The organism is Campylobacter sp. US25a (assembly GCF_004379075.1).
Taxonomy (GTDB): domain Bacteria; phylum Campylobacterota; class Campylobacteria; order Campylobacterales; family Campylobacteraceae; genus Campylobacter_D; species Campylobacter_D jejuni.
This window is the reverse complement of sequence record NZ_RYYM01000008.1, coordinates 1-23,722: the sequence shown is the minus strand read 5'-3', so window position 1 is coordinate 23,722 and position 23,722 is coordinate 1. Positions and strand designations below refer to the sequence as shown.

23 protein-coding genes and 1 pseudogene are annotated in these 23,722 nt (G+C 28.4%); 20 read left to right on the top strand and 4 right to left on the bottom strand.

Features of this window, described 5'->3' with window-relative positions:
- A complete protein-coding gene (prfB, locus tag ELQ12_RS06680) occupies positions 1–1,098 on the bottom strand; it encodes a peptide chain release factor 2 (protein WP_126224870.1) in 1,098 nt (365 codons plus the stop codon).
- 73 nt (positions 1,099–1,171) lie between these two features.
- Between prfB and rimO the strand changes: the two genes are divergently transcribed.
- The gene (gene rimO / locus ELQ12_RS06675; protein ID WP_134264652.1) at positions 1,172–2,491 is read left to right on the top strand and encodes a 30S ribosomal protein S12 methylthiotransferase RimO; all 1,320 of its coding nucleotides are present in this window, start codon (positions 1,172–1,174) and stop codon (positions 2,489–2,491) included.
- Positions 2,481–3,446 carry a tRNA lysidine(34) synthetase TilS gene (gene tilS / locus ELQ12_RS06670; RefSeq protein WP_134264651.1) on the top strand — a complete coding sequence of 322 codons (966 nt, stop codon included), beginning with the start codon at positions 2,481–2,483 and terminating at the stop codon, positions 3,444–3,446. Before rimO ends, tilS begins: the two co-directional genes overlap by 11 nt.
- On the opposite strand, the gene ELQ12_RS06665 is transcribed toward tilS, so the two are convergent.
- The 3 genes from ELQ12_RS06665 to ciaI are packed head-to-tail and all read right to left on the bottom strand — an operon-like array spanning position 3,429 to position 5,433.
- Positions 3,429–4,142, bottom strand: coding sequence for an EI24 domain-containing protein (locus ELQ12_RS06665; protein WP_134264650.1), 714 nt, complete (start codon positions 4,140–4,142; stop codon positions 3,429–3,431). The two genes, tilS and ELQ12_RS06665, sit on opposite strands and share 18 nt — an antisense overlap.
- Position 4,143: 1 nt before the next feature.
- Complete coding sequence (gene dut / locus ELQ12_RS06660) at positions 4,144–4,833, bottom strand: dUTPase (protein ID WP_134264649.1); 690 nt, start codon at positions 4,831–4,833, stop codon at positions 4,144–4,146.
- A 36-nt stretch (positions 4,834–4,869) separates the two neighbouring features.
- Positions 4,870–5,433 (bottom strand): intracellular survival protein CiaI, encoded by a 564-nt coding sequence (gene ciaI / locus ELQ12_RS06655; RefSeq protein WP_134264648.1) that lies wholly within the window; start codon positions 5,431–5,433, stop codon positions 4,870–4,872.
- 74 nt (positions 5,434–5,507) lie between these two features.
- Here ciaI and ELQ12_RS06650 point away from each other — a divergent pair, with 74 nt between their 5' ends.
- The 18 genes and pseudogenes from ELQ12_RS06650 to ELQ12_RS06565 all read left to right on the top strand — a co-directional run.
- Positions 5,508–5,915, top strand: coding sequence for a hypothetical protein (locus ELQ12_RS06650; protein ID WP_134264647.1), 408 nt, complete (start codon positions 5,508–5,510; stop codon positions 5,913–5,915).
- A 71-nt stretch (positions 5,916–5,986) separates the two neighbouring features.
- Entirely contained in the window at positions 5,987–6,769 is a 783-nt protein-coding gene (locus ELQ12_RS06645; RefSeq protein ID WP_134264646.1) for an ABC transporter permease, read from the top strand.
- Positions 6,766–7,428, top strand: a complete 663-nt coding sequence (locus ELQ12_RS06640; RefSeq protein ID WP_126266933.1) for an ABC transporter ATP-binding protein — start codon at positions 6,766–6,768, stop codon at positions 7,426–7,428. Before ELQ12_RS06645 ends, ELQ12_RS06640 begins: the two co-directional genes overlap by 4 nt.
- Positions 7,428–8,546 (top strand): capsule biosynthesis protein, encoded by a 1,119-nt coding sequence (locus ELQ12_RS06635; protein WP_134264645.1) that lies wholly within the window; start codon positions 7,428–7,430, stop codon positions 8,544–8,546. Before ELQ12_RS06640 ends, ELQ12_RS06635 begins: the two co-directional genes overlap by 1 nt.
- A gap of 1 nt (position 8,547) precedes the next feature.
- Positions 8,548–10,206: a polysaccharide biosynthesis/export family protein gene (locus ELQ12_RS06630; RefSeq protein ID WP_134264644.1), complete on the top strand. Its 1,659-nt coding sequence runs from the start codon at positions 8,548–8,550 to the stop codon at positions 10,204–10,206.
- 9 nt (positions 10,207–10,215) lie between these two features.
- Positions 10,216–11,163 carry a KpsF/GutQ family sugar-phosphate isomerase gene (locus ELQ12_RS06625; protein ID WP_134264643.1) on the top strand — a complete coding sequence of 316 codons (948 nt, stop codon included), beginning with the start codon at positions 10,216–10,218 and terminating at the stop codon, positions 11,161–11,163.
- Positions 11,164–12,255, top strand: coding sequence for a CDP-glycerol glycerophosphotransferase family protein (locus ELQ12_RS06620; protein ID WP_126232328.1), 1,092 nt, complete (start codon positions 11,164–11,166; stop codon positions 12,253–12,255).
- 22 nt (positions 12,256–12,277) lie between these two features.
- Entirely contained in the window at positions 12,278–12,994 is a 717-nt protein-coding gene (locus ELQ12_RS06615; protein ID WP_126232327.1) for an IspD/TarI family cytidylyltransferase, read from the top strand.
- Positions 12,991–13,992 carry an alcohol dehydrogenase catalytic domain-containing protein gene (locus tag ELQ12_RS06610; RefSeq protein WP_161969332.1) on the top strand — a complete coding sequence of 334 codons (1,002 nt, stop codon included), beginning with the start codon at positions 12,991–12,993 and terminating at the stop codon, positions 13,990–13,992. Before ELQ12_RS06615 ends, ELQ12_RS06610 begins: the two co-directional genes overlap by 4 nt.
- Positions 13,985–14,644: a hypothetical protein gene (locus tag ELQ12_RS06605; RefSeq protein WP_134264642.1), complete on the top strand. Its 660-nt coding sequence runs from the start codon at positions 13,985–13,987 to the stop codon at positions 14,642–14,644. The genes ELQ12_RS06610 and ELQ12_RS06605 overlap by 8 nt, the downstream gene beginning before the upstream one ends.
- A gap of 12 nt (positions 14,645–14,656) precedes the next feature.
- Positions 14,657–16,816 carry a CDP-glycerol glycerophosphotransferase family protein gene (locus tag ELQ12_RS06600; RefSeq protein WP_166739601.1) on the top strand — a complete coding sequence of 720 codons (2,160 nt, stop codon included), beginning with the start codon at positions 14,657–14,659 and terminating at the stop codon, positions 16,814–16,816.
- A 25-nt stretch (positions 16,817–16,841) separates the two neighbouring features.
- On the top strand, positions 16,842–17,639 hold the full coding sequence (gene rfbF, locus ELQ12_RS06595) for a glucose-1-phosphate cytidylyltransferase (RefSeq protein WP_134264640.1): 798 nt from the start codon (positions 16,842–16,844) through the stop codon (positions 17,637–17,639).
- Positions 17,640–17,660: 21 nt separating this feature from the next.
- Positions 17,661–18,725, top strand: a complete 1,065-nt coding sequence (rfbG, locus tag ELQ12_RS06590; RefSeq protein WP_134264639.1) for a CDP-glucose 4,6-dehydratase — start codon at positions 17,661–17,663, stop codon at positions 18,723–18,725.
- Entirely contained in the window at positions 18,722–19,282 is a 561-nt protein-coding gene (gene rfbC / locus ELQ12_RS06585) for a dTDP-4-dehydrorhamnose 3,5-epimerase (RefSeq protein ID WP_134264638.1), read from the top strand. The genes rfbG and rfbC overlap by 4 nt, the downstream gene beginning before the upstream one ends.
- Complete coding sequence (locus tag ELQ12_RS06580) at positions 19,279–20,160, top strand: NAD-dependent epimerase/dehydratase family protein (protein WP_134264637.1); 882 nt, start codon at positions 19,279–19,281, stop codon at positions 20,158–20,160. Before rfbC ends, ELQ12_RS06580 begins: the two co-directional genes overlap by 4 nt.
- Position 20,161: 1 nt before the next feature.
- Positions 20,162–21,304, top strand: a complete 1,143-nt coding sequence (glf, locus tag ELQ12_RS06575; RefSeq protein WP_134264636.1) for a UDP-galactopyranose mutase — start codon at positions 20,162–20,164, stop codon at positions 21,302–21,304.
- Positions 21,305–21,326: 22 nt separating this feature from the next.
- The gene (locus ELQ12_RS06570) at positions 21,327–22,505 is read left to right on the top strand and encodes a hypothetical protein (protein WP_134264635.1); all 1,179 of its coding nucleotides are present in this window, start codon (positions 21,327–21,329) and stop codon (positions 22,503–22,505) included.
- Positions 22,506–23,469: 964 nt separating this feature from the next.
- Positions 23,470–23,722: pseudogene (locus ELQ12_RS06565) on the top strand (amino acid adenylation protein); the annotation flags it as partial.

The following is a 23,722-nucleotide window of genomic DNA, read 5'->3' as shown; positions in this document are numbered from 1 at the left end:
TCATTCCGCTTTTAAAGCAATCAAAACGCCTTCTATCATTTTTTTGATATCTCCATCAAGGATATTATCCACTTGAGAAAAAGCTTCTCCACTGCGATTGTCTTTGACTTGCTGATAAGGGAAAAGCACATAAGAGCGGATTTGATGCCCCCAGCCTATCTCGCTTTTTTCTCCAGCATTAGCACTATCTTGTTGTTTCATGAGTTCAAGTTCATAAAGGCGAGATTTTAGCATTTTAAAAGCAGTGGCTTTGTTTTTGTGCTGACTTCTGTCATTTTGGCATTGTACAACTATACCAGTTGGAAAATGTGTGATTCTTACAGCTGATTCTGTTTTGTTGACATGTTGTCCGCCTGCACCACTTGCTCTGTAATAATCTATTCTTATGTCTTTTTCTTCGATTTCAATTTCTATATCATCGTCAAGTTCAGGGCTTACCATAACACTTGAAAAGCTTGTATGGCGGCGTCCTGCACTATCAAAAGGAGAAGTTCTTACCAAACGATGGATACCATTTTCAGCCTTTAAATAGCCATAAGCGTTATCACCCTTAACTAAAAAACTTACATCTTTAAGCCCTGCTTCTTCGCCTTCTTGAAAGTCTAGAGTTTCGACTTTAAAACCTTCTCTTTCGCAAAATCTTAAATACATTCTATAAAGTATGCTTGCCCAGTCATTACTTTCTGTTCCGCCCGCACCTGGATGAATGGAAACAATGGCATTTTTACCATCATTTTCCCCACTTAAAAGCATGGAAATTTCAAGACTTGTGATGGTATCTTCAAGTTTTGGCGCGTCATTAAATAAAGCTTCAAGTGTTTCTGTATCGTTTTCGCTATTGGCTAGATCGAAAAGTTCGCTTGCGTCATTTAGGGCGTTAAAAGCATTTTCATAGTTTTTAAGTAGATTGGTGATTTTGGTTTTTTCTTTGCCTATGATCCCTGCTTGTTTTACATCGCTCCAAAAAGAAGGAGAATTTTCAAGCTCTTCGATTTCTTTAAGCCTTGTTTTGATATTTTCAGGCTTGATGATGGAGGCTATGTTGCCGACTTTGTTTTTTAAAGTTTTTAAAAGTTCGCTAAATTCGTAATTATCCATAAAATTTCTTTGCTATAATTATATTTTTAAAATCAAAAATTATATCAAAAGAAAACTTTAATATAGGAAAAAAATGTCAAAACTTTATCTTATGTCTTTAGGTTGTAATAAAAATTTAGTCGATAGTGAGATCATGCTAGGACGCCTTAGTGCTTATGAGCTTTGTAATGAACCAAGTAAGGCTGATGTTTTAATCGTAAATACCTGTGGTTTTATCGATAGTGCAAAAAAAGAAAGCATTAATGCGATTTTGGATTTGCACGAACAAAGAAAAAAAGATTCTCTTTTGGTGGTTACGGGTTGTTTGATGCAGCGTTATCGCGAAGAACTTATGAAAGAACTTCCTGAGGTTGATCTTTTCACAGGTGTGGGTGATTATGAAAGAGTCGATGAAATGATACTTAAAAAAACAAATTTATTTTCAAATTCGACTTATTTGCAGAGTGAAAATTCCAAACGTATTATCACAGGTTCAAATTCCCATGCTTTTATAAAAATCGCCGAAGGTTGTAATCAAAAATGCTCTTTTTGTGCCATCCCAAGTTTTAAAGGCAAGTTAAAATCTCGCGAAATAAATAGCATTATAACTGAGCTTAAAGATTTGGTAGCTAGAGGTTATAAGGACTTTTCTTTTATCGCACAAGATACGAGTTCTTATTTGTTCGATAAGGGTGAAAAAGATGGGCTTATACGCTTAATCGATGAGGTGGAAAAAATCAAAGGTATAAGAGCGGCTAGAATTTTATATCTTTATCCTACGAGTGCGAGTGAAGATTTGATCAAACGCATTATAGCTTCTGAAATTTTTGTAAATTATTTTGATATGCCTTTGCAGCACATAAGTGATAATATGCTTAAAATCATGAAGCGTGGGGTAAATAGTACAAGACTTAAAGAAATGCTAAATTTAATGAAAAGTGCGCCAAATAGCTTTTTACGCACAGGTTTTATCGTAGGGCATCCAGGTGAAAGTGAGGTGGATTTTGAAGAGCTTTGTGAGTTTGTTAAAGACTTTGGTTTTGATAGGATAAGCGTTTTTGCGTATTCTAAGGAAGAAGATACGGCTGCTTTTGATATGGAGCAAGTGCCTTTTAAAGTGATTAATAAAAGGCTTAAAATCATAGAAAAAATTGTTGATGAAGTCATAGAAAAAAGTTTTGAAAAAGAAGTAGGGCAAAAGCGTTTGGTAGTTTGCACAGGAGAAAGTAGCGAGGGAGAGTTTTTCATCGCAGCTAAAGATCTAAGATGGGATAGAGAGATTGATGGGGAAATTCTTATCAATGAAAGCGAATGTGGAAATTTAGAAATGGGGCAAATTTATGAATGTGAAATTTTACAAAACCTTGATAAAAAGATCCTTGCTAAGGCTTTAAGAAAAGTAGATGCAAATTAAAGATGAAATTTTAGCCCTTTTAAAAAAAGGTAAAAATTTACTCGCTTTTTCTTATGGAAGTGATTCTAGTGCGCTTTTTTATCTTCTAATACAAGAAAAGATCGACTTTGATCTTGTGATGATTAATTACAAAACTAGAAAAAATAGTAATTTAGAAGAGTTAAAAGCCAAAGAGCTTGCTTTGAAATTTCATAAAAAAATTTTCATAAAACACGCTCCTAAATTTCAAAGTAATTTTGAAAAAAAAGCTAGAGATTTTCGCTATGATTTTTTTGAAAAAATTTGTCTTGAGCAAGATTATGATCATCTTATCTTAGCCCATCATTTAAACGATCAGTTTGAATGGTTTTTGATGCAACTTTCACGAGGTGCAGGTTTGGCTGAAATTTTAGGTATGCAAGAGTGTGAAAAACGCTCAAATTATACACTTTTACGCCCTTTACTCTTTATAAGTAAAGATGAAATTTCATCTTTTTTAAAAGAAAAAGATATTTTTTATTTCCATGATGAAAGTAATGAAAATGAAAAATATTTTAGAAATTATATAAGAAAAAATTTCTCTAATGCCTTTGTGAGTGAATTTTATCAGGGTTTAAAAAGAAGTTTTTCTTATCTTGATGAAGATAGGAAAAAACTTTATGATTTTGAAAATATCAAAGAAGTTCAAGGACTTCTTATTTGTCCTAAAAATGAAAGTTTGATTGCTAGAGCGGTAAAAATGAAAGGCTTGCTTTTAAGTGCAGCGCAAAGAAAGCAGCATTTAAAGGGTGATTGTGTCTTAAGTGGTAAAATAGCACTTGTATATAAAAACGAACAAGCCATTGTTTTTGAGTATGAAACTTGTCAAAAATTACCTAAAAATTTTAAAGAAGAGTGCAGAATAGCTAAAATTCCAAAGCTTTTAAGAGCTTATTTATATAATCACAAAATCGATATTTCAAGTCTTAGCTTTTAGTTTTAAAATTTTTTGATAGCTTAGATGTGTGAGAAAAATCACAAAAAATACTTGTAAAAAAAGTCCTAAAAGTGGTACTGATGAGAGCAGATAAAAACAAAGAGTGCTAAATTTAAACTCTAAAGGCGAAAAATCAGAATGAAAATTTTTAAAACTTTCTTTGTCTAAAATCGTGCTTGTAACATCAATCATTAAAAGTTTGTGAAAGAGATAATAAAAGGCAAGATAATATACAAAAATATTGATAAAAGGTAAAAATAAAGCCAAGGTACAAAGTAAAAAAATCCCTATAAATTTTATAAAAATTTTAAAAATTTTAAAGATAGTTTTTAGGGTTGAAATTTCGTTTATATTATCATAACAGTAATATTTTTGGTTGATTTCTTTAGCGATAAAAGGAGTAAGAAAAGAAGTGATAAAAAGGGCTAAAAAAACCGAAGCAAAAACAACAATAAAACCTGAAAATAAAAAGCTTATAATGGTGATTAAAATTTGTACAAAATGAATAGCATAAAACCACGCCCAAAACGAATCTTCTCCAACACTAAATAAAGAATTGAAATAATCCAGCAAAGCCGAAAAGCCAAGTACTCCTAAAAAAAGCATAAATATAAGGCTAAAAATCAAAGGAATTAAAGCAAATTTTAAAAATTTAAGACTTAAAAAATCTTTGATTGCAAGTTTTAAAATATCCAAATTATGCCTTTTTATAGCATTCTTCTAGTTTTTTATAAATAGTATCAAAATCAAGCTCTTGTTCTAAAATTTGAACTAAAACTTCATTGTCTTCTTTGCCATTCCAAGTTTTTTTATAGCTACCATCTTTGTAGCCATTGTTTTGTCTAAAGATATTTAAAACATTTTTACCTATGTAGGTTTTATAAAGAATTTCAAGATTTAGCCCACATTTAATAGCTAGAGTAAAATAGGTTGAAAGTAATTCTCCAAGATTAAATCCAAAGCCACTGCATTTATGGATAATAAGCTCTATATCATTTAAAATACCATAAATATCACTCTCATTAGGATGCTCTTCTTCTTTGCAAAAATCCTGAAATACACTTACTGAAATCACTTCATTGGCTATAATTTTAAAATAATTTCCATTTTTATTGCGATATTCTTCAAGTAAAAGGCTTAAGATAAAATGCCAAATATCGACAATCTCTATGCGTACATTTTCCCAATTTGTTGGACTTGAAATGTTTTTCCAATGTTTCCATGTAAAAGAGTCTATAAGTTCTGCACATTCCATATAAATACAGCGTCTCCAACTGATCAGTTTTCCTTCTTTGGTATAGCCATTTTCCCAATTTAAGCCATTGGTTTCATCGTTGAGTTTTTGTTGGAGTTTGAGCATATTTTCTAAAATTTCGATATTTGTCATTTAAAAACTCCTTGATAATTTTTAATATTATATGATTTAAGCGTAAAGATTTAAACTATCATCTGTCTTATCTTGATTTTCCTTAGCTTTTTCTTGTTGTTTTTCAAGTTGTTTTTTCATTTGTTCTAAAACTTCATCGAGAAGTTTTTTGCTATCTTCAAGCATAGAAGCATTGATATCTTTATCATCTGTTTGATTTTGTTTTAGTAAATCACTGAGTTTATTTGTAAAATTATTTATAATAGCATTTTGATGGTTTTCATCATTTGGAGTTGGTAGAACATTTGCCATTTGCATAGCTGATTCGATAATTTCCTTTGGCTTTAACTCTCCAACTTTAGAATTTGCTAAAAAATCTTTGATCATAGGTTCAACTTCTTTCATAGCATTTTTAATCTCATCAAGATCATTTTGTGTGAGTTTAGAGCCTTCAAAAGTAAAGCTAAAACCATACTGACGCTTAAGATTAAGAGTTTTACCTTCTTCATTATTTGCATAACTTATGCTTTGATTGTCATACATAGATAAGGCTAAGTGTTTGCCACTTTTTGTTGTATAATCCATCGAAAAACTCTGGTTTTTACTAGCATCAATTTGCATTTCTTCCCCTTATATTTATAGTTTAAATCAAAAATCGGTTATTTTTAAAAATATTTTAGTATAATTTTTATAATATGGATGAAAGAATTTTAGAATTTATAAAAAATGAGCAGCTTTTATCTTGGGCTATGATTGATGAAAAAGGTGTTTATACGGCTAGTGCTTTTTATGCTTTTGATGAAAAGAATTTAGCTTTTATTATTGCTTCTCATGAAGACACTAAACATATAAGATTGGCCAGTGAAAATTCAAGTATAGCACTTAATATAGCCAAAGAAAGCAAAATAGCCTTTTTAAAAGGTGTGCAAGCTAAGGCCGAGTTTAAAATGGCAAACAAGGAGCAAATGAAAATTTATTTTTCTAAATTCCCCTTTGCTAAACTTGATAAAAGTGCAAAAATTTATGCCTTAGAGCTTTTTTGGCTTAAATTTACTAACAATGCTTTAGGACTTAGTAAAAAACTTGAGTTTTGTAAAAAATAAATTTTTATGATTTTGTTTAAAAAAATGAGTTATGATTATAGTTTATGTAAATTGTTAGGTATAGAAAATAAATGTTAAATGTAATTCACGCTTTATTTTTTAGAGAGTTAAAAACTAGATTTGGTGCTAATAGGCATTTGGGTTATCTTTGGGTAGTTGGAGAACCAATGTCAATAACACTTGCTATTACAGTAATTGTTACCATTATAAGAGAATATCATCATCAAGTTATGCCTGAAGGAATTTCTATTTTTATGTTTTTAATTTCAGGTATTATGCCTTATTTTATGTTTAGAAGTATAGTAACTCAGCTTATGAATGGTACTCAGGCAAATTTGGCTCTTTTTGCTTATAAACCTGTAAAGCCTATACATGTATTTATTGCTAGAACTTTACTTGAATTTTGCATTTATTTTGTGATTTTTATCACTGTGCTTTTTTTTGCAGGATGGTTTTTTAGATTTGATGTATTCCCCGTTCATTTACTCGGAGTTTTATTTTGTATTTTTTTACTTATGTGCTCAGCTTTTGCTTTGGGGATTTGTTTTGCTATTGTTTGGCACTTTGTAGAACCTTTAAGAACTTTATTAGCTTATTTTAGCATAGTGTTTTATTGGAGTTCTGGGATTATATTTCCTACTTGGCTTATGCCAAGACCTTTACTTGATATATTTTATTATAATCCTTTGCTTCACATAATGGAGCTTTTAAGATTTAATTTTTTTGAGAATTATCCTTTGCAAGATGAATATAGTTATTTTTATGCTATATTTTGGATTTTACTTGTTTTATTTATAGGACTTTTTCTTTATTACTATAACAGACAAGCTTTAACGGCGGTAAAAAAAGAATGATAAAGTTAATCAATCTAACAAAATCCTATCCTTTATTTAGCGGTGGAAGACATTATGTTTTTAAAAATTTTACTTTTGAATTTCCTGAAAATTGTAGTATAGGATTGATGGGGGGTAATGGAGCAGGTAAGTCCACTCTCATGAGACTTTTAAGCGGGGCAGAGCTTCCTGATAGTGGTAAGATAATTACTAATAAAAAATTATCCTGGCCTTTGGGTTTAAACGGAGCTTTTCAAGGTTCTTTAACTGCTAGAGATAATGCTAAATTTGTAGCTAGAGTGTATGGATATAAGGGTAAAGAACTTCAAGAAAAAGTAAAATTCGTAGAAGATTTTGCAGAGCTTGGGAAATTTTTTGATGAGCCTATGAAGACTTATTCTTCGGGAATGAGTGCTAGGATAGCTTTTGGACTTAGCATGGCTTTTGATTTTGATTATTATTTAATTGATGAAGCAGGGGCTGTTGGAGATCCTGCTTTTAGGGAAAAAAGCGTAAAATTATATAGGGAAAGATTAAGCAAATCAAAAGTGATTATGGTATCTCATGATGTAGCTGAAATTAAAGAATGGTGTGATAAAATAATTTATATGAAAAATGGACAAATTGCGGTTTATGATGATGTAGATGAAGGAATAGCTGTATATCAAGGAAAAGCTTAATGGAAGAAAATAAAACTTTATTAGAAAAAATCAAAGATTTAAGCATATTTGATTCTTTTAAAATTGTTTGGTTTATAATGATTTTTGTTGTGATTTATTATACATTGATTGCAGCACCAAGATATGTAAGCACGATGATTTTAGATGTTAGATCAACAAGTGGAGAAAGTGCTCAAACAAGCGGAATTTTGTCTTTGCTTAGTAGCACTTCTACAGCAAACGAAGATTTAAATTATCTAAAAGGTTATATAGAATCAAGTGATATGTTAAAAATTTTGGATGAGAAAATTAAACTTAAAAGTCTTTATCAAGAACAACATATAGATTTGCCTTTTAAAATTTGGGATTCAAGTTCCAAAGAGTCTTATTTGAAATATTATCAAAATCGTGTAAAACTTTATGTAGATGAAACCACTAAGCTTTTGCAGGTAGAAGTAGAAGGTTTTACACCTAAATCAGCTCATTTGATTGCTCAAACTATTATGCAAGAAAGCGAAAAATTTATCAATGAAATCTCTCATAAAGCAGCTAGAGAGCAAATGGCTTTCGCTGAGAATGAAGTGCAAAAATACAAAGAACGTTATCAAAAAGCACAAAATGATCTGATTGCTTTTCAAAATAAATACGGAGTTTTCGATCCTTTAAAGCAAGCTGAAACTAAAGCAAGTTTGGTTGCACAAATTGAGGCTAATCTAGCTCAAAAAGAAGCTAAACTTTTAACTTTACAAAGCTATATGAATGATGCAGCACCTGAAGTAGTAGCACTTAAAGCAGAAATTGAAGCAATCAAAAAACAACTTTTAAGGGAAAAATCTAAAATTTCAGCTAACAATTCTTCTCAAAAGCTTAATGATTTGGCTGCTAAATTTCAGGATTTAACTATAGAAGCTACTTTTGCGCAAAAAGCTTATGAAGCAGCTTTAAAAGCTTATGAAAGCGCTAGAATAGAAGCTTTAAGAAAAATAAAACAACTTGTCATCATCCAAAGTCCAGATATTCCAGAAAGCGCAAAATATCCTGAAAGAATTTATGATATTTTAACAGCATTTATTGTATTATCTTTGATTTTTGGGATTGTTAAATTTATTAAAATGATAATAGAGGAGCATAAGTATTAAAATGAAAAAAATATTAATTTTATTTTTTAGTTGTATTTTATGTTTTGGAGCCGTGGATGTTTCACAAATCATTTCAGCGGAAGATCAAGGTTCTACTACAACTAGTATAGATCAAAATTTAAGCTCAAATTATGATATAGCAAATAAAGAAAATAATCTTACAAAAATTCATCAAATTTTAGTATTTGGTGCTCATCTTTTTAATGGAAATTTTAAAAATTACAATCAAAGAGTTTATAACCCAGATTATAAGATCGCAGTCGGTGATCAAATCAGTCTTAAAATTTGGGGAGCTGTTGAGTTTTCACAAATTTTAGTGGTGGATTCTCAAGGAAATATTTTTATCCCTAAAGTAGGAGCTGTAAATTTACTAGGTGTGAAAAATAGTGCCCTTGTAAGTGTTATAAAAGCGCGCGTTAATAAAATCTATAAAAGCAATGTTTTTGTTTATGCAGATATGAATGCTTATCAAAATGTCAGTGTTTTTGTAACAGGAAGCGTTAATGCTCCAGGACTTTATCAAGGACTTAGTTCGGATTCAGTAATACAGTATCTTGATAAAGCAGGGGGTATAAATTTAGAATATGGAAGTTTTAGAGATATTCAAATTTTGCGTAATAACAGCGTGATAAAAAATATCGATTTATATGATTTTTTACTAAAGGGGCAAATGGATCTTTTTCCTTTTAGAGGTGGAGATGTTATTTTAGTAGGAAATGTTCAAAATTACGCTTTTGTTAACGGTGATGTGCAAAGACCTTTTCGTTTTGAACTTTCAAATGATATTAAAACTTTAGCTGACTTGGCTAGAGTATCAGGTGCTAAACCTATCGTAACTAATGCTATCGTAAAAAGTTATGGTGAAGATCATAAACTTGATGTCAGTGCTTATAATAAAATGCAATTTTCAAAAGTTTTACTTAGAACGGGAGATGAGGTAGAATTTCACCCTGAGTATGTTTCTGAAAATATAACTATAAGTGTAAATGGTGAGCATAATGGTTTAAAAACTTTAGTTGTGGGTAAAGGAACGACTTTAGAAGATATTTCTAAACTAATCAAGGCTAATCCGCAATCAAACATGCAAGCTTTGCAAGTATTTAGAAAAAGTGTAGCTAGAACTCAAAAAGAACTTATCAATGCTCAGCTTAAAGAGCTTGAAACTCTAGCTTTAACTAGCAGTTCTGTTACAGCTCAAGGTGCAGCTATAAGAGCTCAACAAGCAAAAACGATTTTAGAATTTATCCAAAGAGCTAAGCAAGTAGAGCCTAAGGGTCAAATTGTCATCGATAATCCAAAGTCTTATAATTCGGTTATTTTAGAAGATGGTGATACTATTAATGTACCAAGTAAGAATAATCTCATCATAGTTCAAGGCGAGGTTTCTTTACCTGGGGCTTTTGTGTATGATAAGGGAAAAGATTTAAGATATTATATCAATCTTGCAGGAGGTTATGGAGAAAGAGCGGATACTTCAAAAGTTTTGGTGATACGAAGCAATGGAAAAGCTGAAAAATATCATAGTGGTATATATATGAAACCAGGCGATTCTGTGTTGGTATTGCCAAAAGTAGATAGTGAGAATTTGCAAATTTTTTCAATGTTAACTCAAATTCTTTATCAGATTGCTATCGCAACCAATGTTGTGCTTAATCTTTAAGGTTTAAATATGAATACTCTTCAAATAGCTAAAGAAGTTTTTGAAAAAGAAGCGCAAGCTATTTTGGATTTGGCTAAAAATTTAGATGAAAATTTTAACCAAGCTGTAAATTTAATGCTAAATACCAAAGGGCGCTGTATAGTCAGTGGCATGGGTAAATCAGGTCATATAGGTGCTAAGATAGCAGCTACTTTAGCAAGCACAGGAACACCAAGCTTTTTCATCCATCCAGGAGAGGCTTTGCATGGAGATCTTGGAATGTTAACTTCCGAAGATGTTTTAATTGCTATTTCAAATTCAGGAGAAACTGAAGAAATTTTAAAAATTATTCCTGCTATAAAAAAACGCAAAATTCCACTTATAGTAATGTGTGGTAAAAAAAATTCCACCCTTGTAAAGCAAGGTGATATATTTTTAAATATAGCTGTCGAAAAGGAAGCTTGTCCTTTACAGCTTGCTCCTATGTCTTCGACAACAGCAACTTTGGTTATGGGGGATGCTTTAGCTGCTGCTTTGATGAAAGCAAGAAATTTTAAACCTGATGATTTTGCTCTTTTTCATCCAGGGGGGAGTTTGGGGCGTAAGCTTTTAACCAAGGTAAAAGATCTTATGGTTTCAAGTAACCTTCCTATAGTGCATTCTGATACCGAATTTAACGATCTTGTTGATGTGATGACTAGTGGAAAGCTAGGGCTTTGTGTGGTGCTTGAAAATGAAAAATTAGTGGGTATTATCACTGATGGGGATTTGCGTCGTGCTTTAAAAGCAAGTGATAAGCCAAGATTTGATTTTAAAGCTAAAGAAATCATGAGTACAAATCCTAAAGTAGTCGATGCTGATGCTATGGCAAGTGAAGCAGAGGAGATCATGTTAAAACATAAAATCAAAGAAATTATAGTAGGGAAAGAAGAAAAAGTTGTAGGGATTATCCAGCTTTATGCTATAGGGAGTGTGTAAGTGAAATATCGATTGTTTTTTTTGAGCCTGTGCTTTAATTGTTTATATTATTTATTTTGCTTATTTGCTGTTAAAAATTCTATAACATTAATATTTAATAAGACGAGTTATAGTTATTTAAATTTGAATGTTTTATATAGTTATATTTCTAAAAAGAAAAAAAAAGTTATTAAGATTGAAAGTAATGCTAACTTTTTGATAAAAATTTGGAAAATTGCAAAATCTCAAGTTATTTTTGTTGATCAGGCTGATTATATCATTTCTCGTATTTCCTTGTCGAGTGATACTAAGCTTGTGCAGTTATGGCATGCTGGTGGTGCATATAAGATGTTTGGTTTTGATGCTAAAAGAAATAATGTAGAAGAAAAGCAAGAATTGGATAGAATTAAAAGAATTCATGGACAATATTCTTATATTGTGATTTCTGATAAAAAATTAGAGACTATTATGGCTAATGCATATATGGTGAATCCAGATAAGATTTTATCATTTGGTTTGGCAAGAACAGATATTTTTTTTAAAGAAAAAGAAAATTTTCAAGAAATAAAAGATAATATTAAAAGAAAGATGCATTTAAATGATTGTGCCAAGATAGTATTATATTGTCCAACTTTTAGAATAAATGAAGGTTTAAGAGATGTCAATTTAGAATATCTTAATGATGTTAGAGAAGCATTTAAATCGATTTTTATTAATGGAGTTGTTTTATATAGAGATCATCCAAGTATTACAAGAAATAACAAAAGTTTAGAAAGAGGTGTTATTGATGTTTCAACATATGATAATATATATGAGTTATTTTTAATAACTGATATTTTAATTACTGATTATTCATCGATAATTTTTGATTATTCTTTTTTTAAAAAACCAATTATTCTCTATATTCCAGATATAGAGAGTTATGTTAATAATGATAGAAAATTGTATTATAGTCCATATGAACTTGTAGGGAAAGATATGGTTGCAAATAATATTACAGAGCTAATAACCTGCATAGCTAATGCAAATTATAATGTGGATTTATGGTCGAAATTTATGAAAGAATGTGATGGTAGAGTATGTGAAAAAATTTTTAATTATTTTTGTGAATAAAATATAATTAGGAATATTTGTGATGAAATTAAACTCAATAGCTATAGTTTTAGGTGCTGGATTTGGTAAAAGAATGGGAAATACAACTTTACCAAAACAATTTTTGTCATTATCAATGAAACCAATTTTGTTAATAACTATGGAAAGAATTTCAAGAGCTAATTTATTTGACAAGATAATTTTGGTTATAAACTCTGATTGGCATGAATATGTATTGCAAATTTTAAATAATTATAGTTTTAACATGAGTAATATTGATATTATTTTTGGTAGCAAAGAAAGGATTCATAGTATTGAAAATGCAATTTCTTTTTTAGATAAAAATTATATTTGCAATGATTCTACTATAGTTGTTTTTGATGCTGTAAGACCTTTTATAACCAAAAAGTTAATGTTTGATGCTTTGGAATCTGCTAAAAAATTTGGTGTTGCTGTTGCTGGAATTCCAATTAAAGATACTGTATATCAATCGAAAAATAATCAAGAGATTGATTGTATACCAAGAAGAGATTTTCTAATTAGTGGTCAAGCGCCAGATGCTTGCAAATTCAATATTTTAAAAAGGTCTATTCAAGAATTAAGTGAAGCGGAAAAGAGTATTGTTACTGGAACTGCGCAGATATGTTTTTTAAAGGGTTATAGCGTATATGTATTTGATGGAGATGAGCGCAATATAAAAATAACTACAAAAACAGATTATGCTGTTGCAAAAATTATTGAAAGAGAATGGCAAGAATGAAAAAGTTAGTTTTAGAAGATGTAAAAAAAATTTCTATTCAAATTGGTGAAATCCCAAAGTTGGATGATGTAAATAATGTTTTGATTAACATCAAAGCATGTGGAATATGTAGCAGTGATTATTCTAGAATTTATGAAAAAGGAGCTTATAAATATCCATTGATTTTAGGTCATGAATTTTCTGGGGTAGTTAAAGATATTTATAGAAATATTAAAAATATTAAAAAGGGTGATAGAGTTGCTGTTTTTCCGTTAAAACCTTGTTTTAAATGTGATAACTGTCATCAAAAATTATATGCCCAATGTTCTAGTTATGGTTATTATGGATCAAGGGAAGATGGTGGATTGCAAGAATTTTTGGCTGTACCAGAATGGAATATTATTTCGATTGACAATATTCCTTATGATATTGCGGCATTGATTGAACCTGCTTCTGTTGCATTGCATGCTATTAAAAAGGTTAATATTGAAAATCATGATAAAATTTTAATTTTAGGTTCAGGTATAATTGGTATCCTTACAGGATTATTGTTAAGAGAAATGGGTATAAATAATTTTTATTATGTGGTTAGAAATCATAATAAAAATGAAATCTTGAGATTGTTTAATTTTCAAAGTATTGATTATTCTTATAAAAATAATGATTTTAATATTGTTTTTGAATGTGTCGGATCAAACGAATCTTTAGAAAATTCGATTAAATTTTTAAAAACAAAATCAACATTGGTTTTAGTGGGAAATCCAGAAAGTGATATGCTAATAAAACGTGATGTATATTGGAAAATTTTAAGAATGGAACTTAATATTATTGGTATATGGAATTCATATTTCCCTTGTGAATGGCAAGAGGTGGTTAAAATAATGAAATTATTAAATTATAGTTGTTTGAGAGAGATGATACAAATAGTTCAAGATTTTAATGAGTTGTTATCAACAATAGATCAAAAGTATCAGAAAAAAAACTTAAAATTAAAGATAATGTGGGTAAATAATGAATAAAAAATTTTCTGCTTCAATGGCATGTAGTTCTTTTGTGGAATTACGAGAGAGTATACAGAATCTTAATAATAGCGTTGATTTCTTTCATATTGATATAATGGACGATCATTTTGTTCAAAATTTGGGTTTATCCTATGATCAAATTATTGAAATTAGAAAATTTGCTAAGCTGCCTTTTGATTTTCATTTGATGACTGATAATCCATATAAAACCATTGCCAAAAATGTTGTATTACCAGGAGATATGGTTTCTATACATATAGAATCTGTTTTCGATTTTGCCGATGTTGTTAAAGAAATTAAAAAAATAGATGCAAAAGTTTTATTGGCTATTAGTCCTTTTAGTCCAATCAAATGCATAGAGCTTGTGTTTGATTTAATTGATGGTATTAATTATTTAACGGTGATTCCAGGTTATGCTTCTCAAATGCAAGTTGGTATTGCAGAAAAACAAGCAGAAAGTATAGGTAATATAATTGGTACTTTAAATAAGGAAGATTTTATTTTCGAGGTTGATGGGAATATGAGTTTTGAAAATATTAAAATATTTTCAGGTTATGGAGCTAACCATTTTGTTTTGGGAACTTCTAGTATTTTTCCTAATTATTCATTGGATAAAAAGAAGTTAGATGAATTGGATAGTATAAGATAAAAAGGAATGGATATGTTGTTTTCTGTTATTATTCCAGCGTATAATTCTGCCGCTACAATAGGTTATACATTAGATTCTATTATTACTCAGACTTATAATAATTTTGAAATCATCATTGTTAATGATGGTTCTACGGATAATTTAACTTTGAGAATATGTGAAAAATTTAAGGAAATTTATTCTGAATATAAAGTTTTAATTATAAATAAAGAAAATGGTGGCTTGTGTAGTGCCAGAAACGAGGGCTTAAAATATGTCAATGGAGATATAGTTTTATTTCTAGATAGTGATGATTTATTACCTTTAGATACATTAAAAACTTATTATGATTATTTTCAAGATTATGATGTCGATATGATACAAGGTAAAATGTTAAATTTTTCTTCTACAAAGCGATGGAAAACAGATTCTTATGAAAAAATAATACAAAATACTCATATATTAAATTATAATGATTCTGAAGCAAGTGAAGTTTTAAGCAAATGTATTAATCCAGCAGGAAAGGCTTTTAAAATGAGTTTTATTAAAAAATATAAGATTCATTTTTTAGAAGGTTGTATGATGACAGAGGATCATTATTTTACAAGTTTAGTTTATAGCAAAAAACCTAAGGTTTTATTATTAAATAAATATACTTTTTTATACAGAAGAGATAATGTTAATCAGTCAACAAATACTTGGAAGGATTCTTATTTGGATGATATTTATAAGGTTCAATCTAGACTTTGTAGCATTATTGATATAAACAATCAAGATGATTATTATAAAAGATTTTTTAATTATGAATTTAAAAAGTTTATAATTGAACCCATAATTAAATTAAACGTTAAAAATATGTATAATTATTCTTCTAAGATTTTAGCTATTTTAAATACTATTCCGCAAAAATATAAAAATAAATATATTTTAAAATCATTAGCCAAAGCAAAGACTCAACAAGAAGTATATACTGCATTAAAAAAAATAAATTCAAAAAGAATTATAAAAAATATTGTTAATCAATTTAGGATATTGTATCGTGGTTTTAATAAATTTTTTATTTATTCTTTTGATTTAATATATAAAAAAATTCTAAAAGGACATAGAATTCATTTTATAGTTTTTTTATACAATTTCCTTTCTTTTATTGTGCCCATAAAAAAGAACAAAATAACTTTTGCAATAAGACCAAAAGATAAATTAAAATTTATAAAGGAAATTAAAGAAGAAGCGCTTGAAAGAAATATATTTGCTGTAAAAACATTGCTTGCTAAAAAAATAGGTTTATTTGAAGATTTTAGAATAGTTTATCATTTGGTAAGATCAAAAATAATTATTTTGGATGGGCATTATTGGTATTTAAGAGGTGTAAAACCAAGGAAATGCCAAGAAGTTGTTCAGGTTTGGCATGCGGCTGGATTAGGAAAAAAATTTGGCTTAGATATGTTCGAAAAAGATAGTAAAGAATATTTTGAACAGTTAAAACATCATAGTTCTTACACTTATGCTTTGGCATCAAGTGATATTGCTGCAAAAGCTTATATGAGTGCTTTCAATTTAAAAGAAGAACAGATTTTAAAATTTGGAAATATAATTTCTGATAGAATAATTAATAGTGCTATGGATCAAAAGCAAGCTTTAGAAATGTTGGGATTAAATAAAAATAAAAAACTTGTTGTATATGCACCGACTTTTCGTGAAAGTAATATGGGTGTTGCCGATGCTTTATTTATTCCAAAGATTCATTTTGATAAATTGGCAAGTCAATTTGGCGATGAATATATCTTTGCTTGTAGGGTGCATTCAAATTATAAAGATGTTAAACTCTCAGAAAATGTGATTAATTTAAGCAATGAAGATGAAGCATTAGTATTGAGCGCTACAAGCATTTTAATTACAGACTATTCATCTATTATGTTTAATTTTTTGTATTTTAAAAGACCAATTATTTTATATGCATATGATTATCCAATTTACATGGGACAAAGGAATATGTATTTAGAGTATAATGAGTATGCACCAGGTATTATAGCATATAATGAGAAACAATTGCATGATATTCTTAAAGATATTAATTGTATATATAATGAGAATAAAATGGAGAATTATTGGAATTTTTATATGCAATATTGCAATGGAAACACTGCTATTAAATTAATTGATTTTTTTGAAGATATTATTATAAAAAAATAAAGCAATGAAGAAAGGAAAAATTGATATGAAAGTTTTAATTTTAGCAGGCGGGCTTGGTACTAGGCTTTCAGAGGAAACTGATTCAAAACCAAAACCTATGGTTGAAATAGGTGGAAAGCCTATTCTTTGGCATATAATGAAAATTTATAGTTACTATGGTTTTAATGATTTTATTATATTAACAGGGTATAAAGGTCATGTTATAAAAGACTATTTTATGAATTATTATACACAATACAGCGATATAACAGTAGATATGTCAAATAATTCTATTCAAATTCATAACACCAGACATGAGCCTTGGAAGGTTACCATGCTTTATACTGGACAAGACTCTATGACAGGAGGTAGAATTTTACATGCAAAACCTTATGTGGGCAATGAAACTTTTATGCTTACTTATGGTGATGGGGTAAGCGATGTGAATATCAAAGAGTTGATAAATTTTCATAGAAGTCATAGTGGGTATATTACAATGACTTCTGTTTTGCCTGAAGGAAAATTTGGAGCCTTGGATATAGATAATGATACAAATTGTATAAAAAGTTTTACAGAAAAACCTAAAGGCGATGCTAGTTTGAATAATGCAGGTTGGATTAATGGAGGTTTTTTTGTGTGTGAACCTAAGATATTTGAGTACATAAAAGAAGGCGATGAAACTATTTTTGAACAAGCTCCGTTGAGAAATTTAGCTCAAAATGGTAAGCTTTATAGCTATAAACATCATGGCTTTTGGAAATGTATGGATACTTTAAAAGATAAGAGCGATTTAACTCAAATGTGGATAAATAATAAAGCTCCTTGGGCTTTGTGGCTTAATTAAAATAATAAATAAGGAAAAAATGTGTTATTTGATATTTATAAAAACAAAAAAGTTTTTATAACTGGACATACTGGTTTTAAAGGTTCTTGGTTATCCTTATGGTTAAGTCGCATAGGAGCAAAAATATATGGTTATTCGCTTAAACCAAATACTATTCTTAATCATTTTGATATTTTATCTTTAAACAATCTTTTTGCAAAAAGTTATTTTGCTGATATTAATGATTATAATACACTTGAAAAATCTTTAATAGAAAGCAATCCAGATATCATTTTTCATCTTGCAGCACAACCACTGGTTAGATATAGCTATAATAATCCATTAGAAACTTTTCAAACTAATGCAATAGGAACACTTAATATTTTAAGTTGTGCTAGAAAACTTAAAAATTTAAAAGCTATAGTAGTAATCACTACAGATAAAGTTTATGAAAATAAAGAATGGCTATGGGGATATAGAGAAAATGAGCCGCTTGGTGGATATGATCCTTATAGTGCAAGTAAGGCTTGCGCCGAAATTATTACAAACTCGATGAGACGAAGTTTTTTTAATGTGGAGCAATTTGAACAAACTCATCAAGTTTTAATTTCATCAGTTAGAGCAGGGAATGTTATAGGCGGAGGAGATTGGAGTGAAGATAGACTTATTCCTGATATCATTAAAGGGATAGAAAAAATGGCTATTATACGCAATCCAAATGCTATAAGACCTTGGCAACATGTATTAGAACCTTTATGTGGATATTTAATATTAGGAGAAAAACTTTTAGAAGGTAAAAAAGAATTTGCTACTAGTTTTAATTTTGGGCCTAATAATGAAGATGATTTAAGCGTTAAAGAGGTTTTAAATCTTGCTGTATTATTTTGGAATAAGATTTCTTATCAAATCCAAGTAGATCTAAATGCTCCCCATGAGGCAAATTTGCTTATGCTTGACATATCAAAAGCTAGAAAAATGCTAGATTGGAAGCCTATATTAAATTCATCACAGGCTGTAGAATGGACTATAAAATGGTATAAAGAATTTTATGAAAGAAAAAATATTTTAACTTATAAACAATTAGAAGATTATATGGAGAAATTATGAGTAGATTTAATTTTATTAAAACACATATAGATGGTGTCTTTATAGTGGAAGCAAAACCAATTTATGATGAAAGAGGTTATTTTGAAAGATATTTTTGCGTTGAAGAATTTAAAAAAATAGGTTTAAACAAGCCCATAGTTCAAATTAATCACTCAAAAACTATAGGTAAAGGATCTATTAGAGGGTTGCATTATCAAACTCCACCATTTTGTGAAACAAAGATTGTAAGATGCCTTAAAGGTGCTATTTTTGATGTGGCAGTTGATTTAAGAGAAAACTCTCCCACTTTTTTACAGTATGTAGGGGTTGAATTAAATGAAGAAAATGCAAAATATCTTTATATACCACAAGGGTTTGCCCATGGTTTTCAGACATTGAGTGATGAGGTTGAGATTTTATATCTTGTAACTAAAGAGTTTAATTCGAGTGCTGATAACGGTATAAATCCGTTTGATGAAAAGATTAATATTAAATGGCACATGCCAATCGGTTGCATTTCAATTAAAGATCAAAATTTGTCAAAAATAGATTTACTTTTTAAAGGAATTAAATTATGAAGATTTTACTCACAGGAGCAACAGGTTTTATAGGAACTAATTTTATTTTGAGATTACATAAAAAGTATGATATTGTAGCTTTAGTGAGAAATGATAGTAATATTGAGAAAATAAAGAATTATTGTCAATATTATGTATATAGCAATATTAAAGATTTGCTTGTTTTTTCAAAACAAGAGAAAATAGATGGTATAGTGCATTTAGCTACAAATTGGATATCTCAGCATTCTTTTAATGATATAGATAATTTAGTGGATTCTAATATATTATTTGGAACATATATGTTAGAATTATCTAAACAAATAGATATGAAGTTTTTTATTAATGCTAGCACATTTGGTAGTTATTGTAATTCACTAAAATATAGACCTTCGTCTTTATATGCTGCAATGAAAAAATCTTTCGAAGATATAATGTATTATTATTCATTAACAAGCAAATGTGTTTATACTAATATTTTAATTTTTAATGTTTATGGGCCCAATGATAAAAAACCGAGATTATTTACTCTTTTACTTGATGCTTTAAAAAATAATAAATCATTAGATATGAGTGATGGAAGGCAGATTGTGGATTATATTCATGTTTATGATGTTGTATCAGGTTTTGATTTAATTATTAAAAATTTAAGTAAGAATCCTTTATTTTATAGAGATAAAATATTTTCTCTTAAAGGAAATGAAAGGCAAAGTTTAAAGGATTTAATTAGTATGTTTGAAACTATAGTAAATAAAAAAATTAATATTAATTGGGGTGCGAGATTAAATAGAGAGTTGGAAATTATATATCCTTGGGAAGGCGGGGATGTATTGCCTGGATGGAATCCATGTATAACTTTAAAAGATGGTTTAAGAGAAGTTTTTAGCCAGGGTGAGTAAAATGGATGTTCTGATAATAGGTTGTGGTATTACCGGCGCTGTTATAGCTAGAAGTTTAGCTGATATAGGCAAAAAAGTTGTTATATGGGAAAGACGTCAACATATTGGTGGAAATATGTATGATTATATAGATAATTATGGAATATTAGTACATAAATATGGACCTCATGTTTTTCATACTAGTAAAAAGTATTTATTTGATTTTATTTCTCAATATGCACAATGGAATAAATATAAAATTCAATGTGGAGTTTTGATTGATAAAGATATTTTTGAAGTTCCATTTAATTTTAGTGCAATTGATAAATTGTATAATTCTAAAGAAGCTTGTAATTTAAAAAAAGCATTATTAAATGAATTTTATGGAAAAGAGTCGATATCTGTGCTAGATGCTTTAAATTCAAATACTTCAATAATCAGCAGTTATGCGAAGTTTTTGTTTGAAAAGGATTATAGACCATATACTTCAAAGCAATGGGGTTGTGAGCCAAAAGATATAGATTTAAGTATTTTACAACGTGTACCATTGAGATTATCATATAATATCGGTTATTTTGATGATGAGTTTCAAGTAGTTCCAAAAATTAGTTATTTTGATTTTTTTAAAAATATTTTAAATCATACAAACATAGAGATAGTTTTAAATAAGGAAGCTTTAGATGAAATTAAAATTAAAAATAATACTATCTATCTAAATAGAGTAAAAACTACTATTCCGATTGTATATACTGGTGCTTTAGATGAACTGTTTAATTATTGTTTTGGAAAATTACCCTATAGAACATTAAAATTTGAATGGAAATATGAGAATATTGATAGCAAACAAATATTTCCAGTTGTTGCATATCCATTTGATAATTTTACCAGAATTACTGAATATAAAAAAATAACTTCACAAAAAATATCCGGAACTACTTATGCTTTAGAGTATGCTTTAGAGTATAAAAAAGAAGAAGGTTTTGAACCTTATTATCCATTATTAACTAATGATAGTAAAGCAAAATATGAATTATATAAAATAAAGTCTTATGCAGTTAAAAATTTGTTCCCTGTTGGACGATTAGCTGATTTTAAATATTATAATATGGATCAAGCTTTAGAAAGAGCTATTGATACTGCTTCGGAACTAATGAAGAGATTTTAATTTTTTGAAAGGATAAAATTATATGAGTAAGCAATTTAAGCTGTTTGATGTATCATCTGTTTGTTTTAATTCATATTTAACAGATAGGAGAAATCCACCTAGACCATTGCATTTAAGACAGTGTGATTTTAATGATAATTATGATTTTGGAATTATTTTTGTTGATATTTTTTTTGATTCAATTGATAGCATTGTTCATTGTATAGGTGCACCATTGTATAATACGACTGATATTTTAGAATTTAACAATATTTTATTAAAAAGAAGCGTAAATGTTCATCAAAATTGCATTTTGAGGCATATTGCTTATGATTATCCAAAAATTAGTATTAGATATATGGATAGAACAAATCATTATTTATTAAATTATAAAATGATGTTAAAACCCAAGATTTTGCAGTTTAATAATTACGGTAATTTAAATTTTAATATTATAAACCAAAATGAGAGTGAAATTTTGAGAAATAAGCGTGTTGTTTTGCTTAAAAATAAAGATAATCAGATGCATTGGATTAAAGATTTTTGTGATTATTATAAAAAAATTCATAAAGCTGATGCTATTTTAATTTATGATAGTAGTGAACTATATGCTTCCAAATCTTTATTAAACTATTTAAAAGATAAGGTTGACATTTCTATTATTATCGTAAGATGGCCAGTTCCATTTGGTCCAACTGCCATTGATGGTTCTGCTTGGGATAGTGATTATTCATTATATTTAATGTATGAACATGCAAGATATAGATTTTTAACATATTCAAAATCTGTTTTACATGTTGACATTGATGAGCTCGTTGTAAGTAATAAAAATTTATCAATATTTGAATATACGGAAAAATTAAATAAAACTGTCTTTTTTGATGGTAGATGGGTTGTTAATAATTTAAAGTCAGATAAATATTCATATAAAGATATGCACTATTTATATAAGTTAGGTTCCAAAGATCGTGCCGTGATAAAATGGTGTACAATCCCAAGACAAATAGAAAATATTCAGTGGAGAGTGCACGATATTTATAATTTTGTTGATAATAAAATTATAAATTTAGAGTTAGATGATAATTTTGAAACAAGACATTTTATTGCTATAACTAGTGGCTGGAGAAGTCAGATGAGATTAAAAGCCACGACAGAGGATTTGACAAAATTTGAAGATTGTATAATTTTAAGAAAGGTTTTTAATGTAATGCAATGGAATTAAAATTTAAAAATATTTATTTTTCAAATAATATTAAAAGAATTAACACCGTAAACGCTGATTTTATTGATATTGTTTGTTGTGCTGATCATAATTATTTACCGATGACTTTTGTATTCTTGCAATCACTGATAAAAAATAAATATATTAAAAGTAAATATAGAGTTTATATTCTACTAGATGGTAAACTTGATCATACAAAAGTAAAGTTTAACGAAGAGTTTAAAATGATTGATAATAATACATATATATGTAATTATCATGTAATATTCAACTCTTTGTAAATTAAATTGCCTACTGTAAATTCCATACGTTTTCCTTTAGGCTCTCTTATTAGATTTCTTACATTTGTTTTTACAAATAAAACGAAAATAATTTGATTAGATGTGGATACTATAGTTGAAGTTGATTTATGCGAATTGTTTTTTAGGACAAATATGGTAAATTATATGATTGCTGGATGTAAGCATGTTAGATTATCGTTGTTAGAATATAAAGAAATGAATGAGGATTTTAAGAAATTGTATGATTACGTCCAATCTATTAAACTAAATCCAAAATTTATATTAATGCTGGAATTTTATTATTTAATTTGGATAATATTAGAAATAGTGAATTAAATTTTTAAAGATATATAGTTATATTTGTAAAAATGCTAATAATTTTAAGTATTATGATCAAGATTTTATTAATATAATATTTAATCAAAATATAAATTATCTTGATTATTCTTATAATGTATCAGAAGACGATATAATTTTATTAAAAAGATTAAAAGGTAATTTTCAGCATAAGATTATTTATTACTATGGAGAAAAAATGTATGGAATATGTCCAAAACCTCATAATTTTAGGTGGTGGTTTTATGCTTCAAGAAGTATAAATTTTAATTTTTTAATCATTCATTTACAATTTATATATTTTAAATTATTAGAATAAATACTATTAAATTTTAAAAAGGTAAATCATGACAACCCATATCTACGATTTTTTAGAAAAAAGTTTAATCAAATTTAGCGAAAAAACTGCTTTTGTAGAACCTTTTGCTAAAGAAAGAAAAGAAATCACTTATAAAAACTTTGATCTTTTTTCTAAAAAACTAGCCAGTGAAATTTTAAAAACTTTAGGAAATGATGAACCTATTCAAGCTCCTGTTTTAATCATCTTACCTAAAGGGATTGATTGTTTGATTTCATTTTTTGGAGTGGCATTAAGTGGAA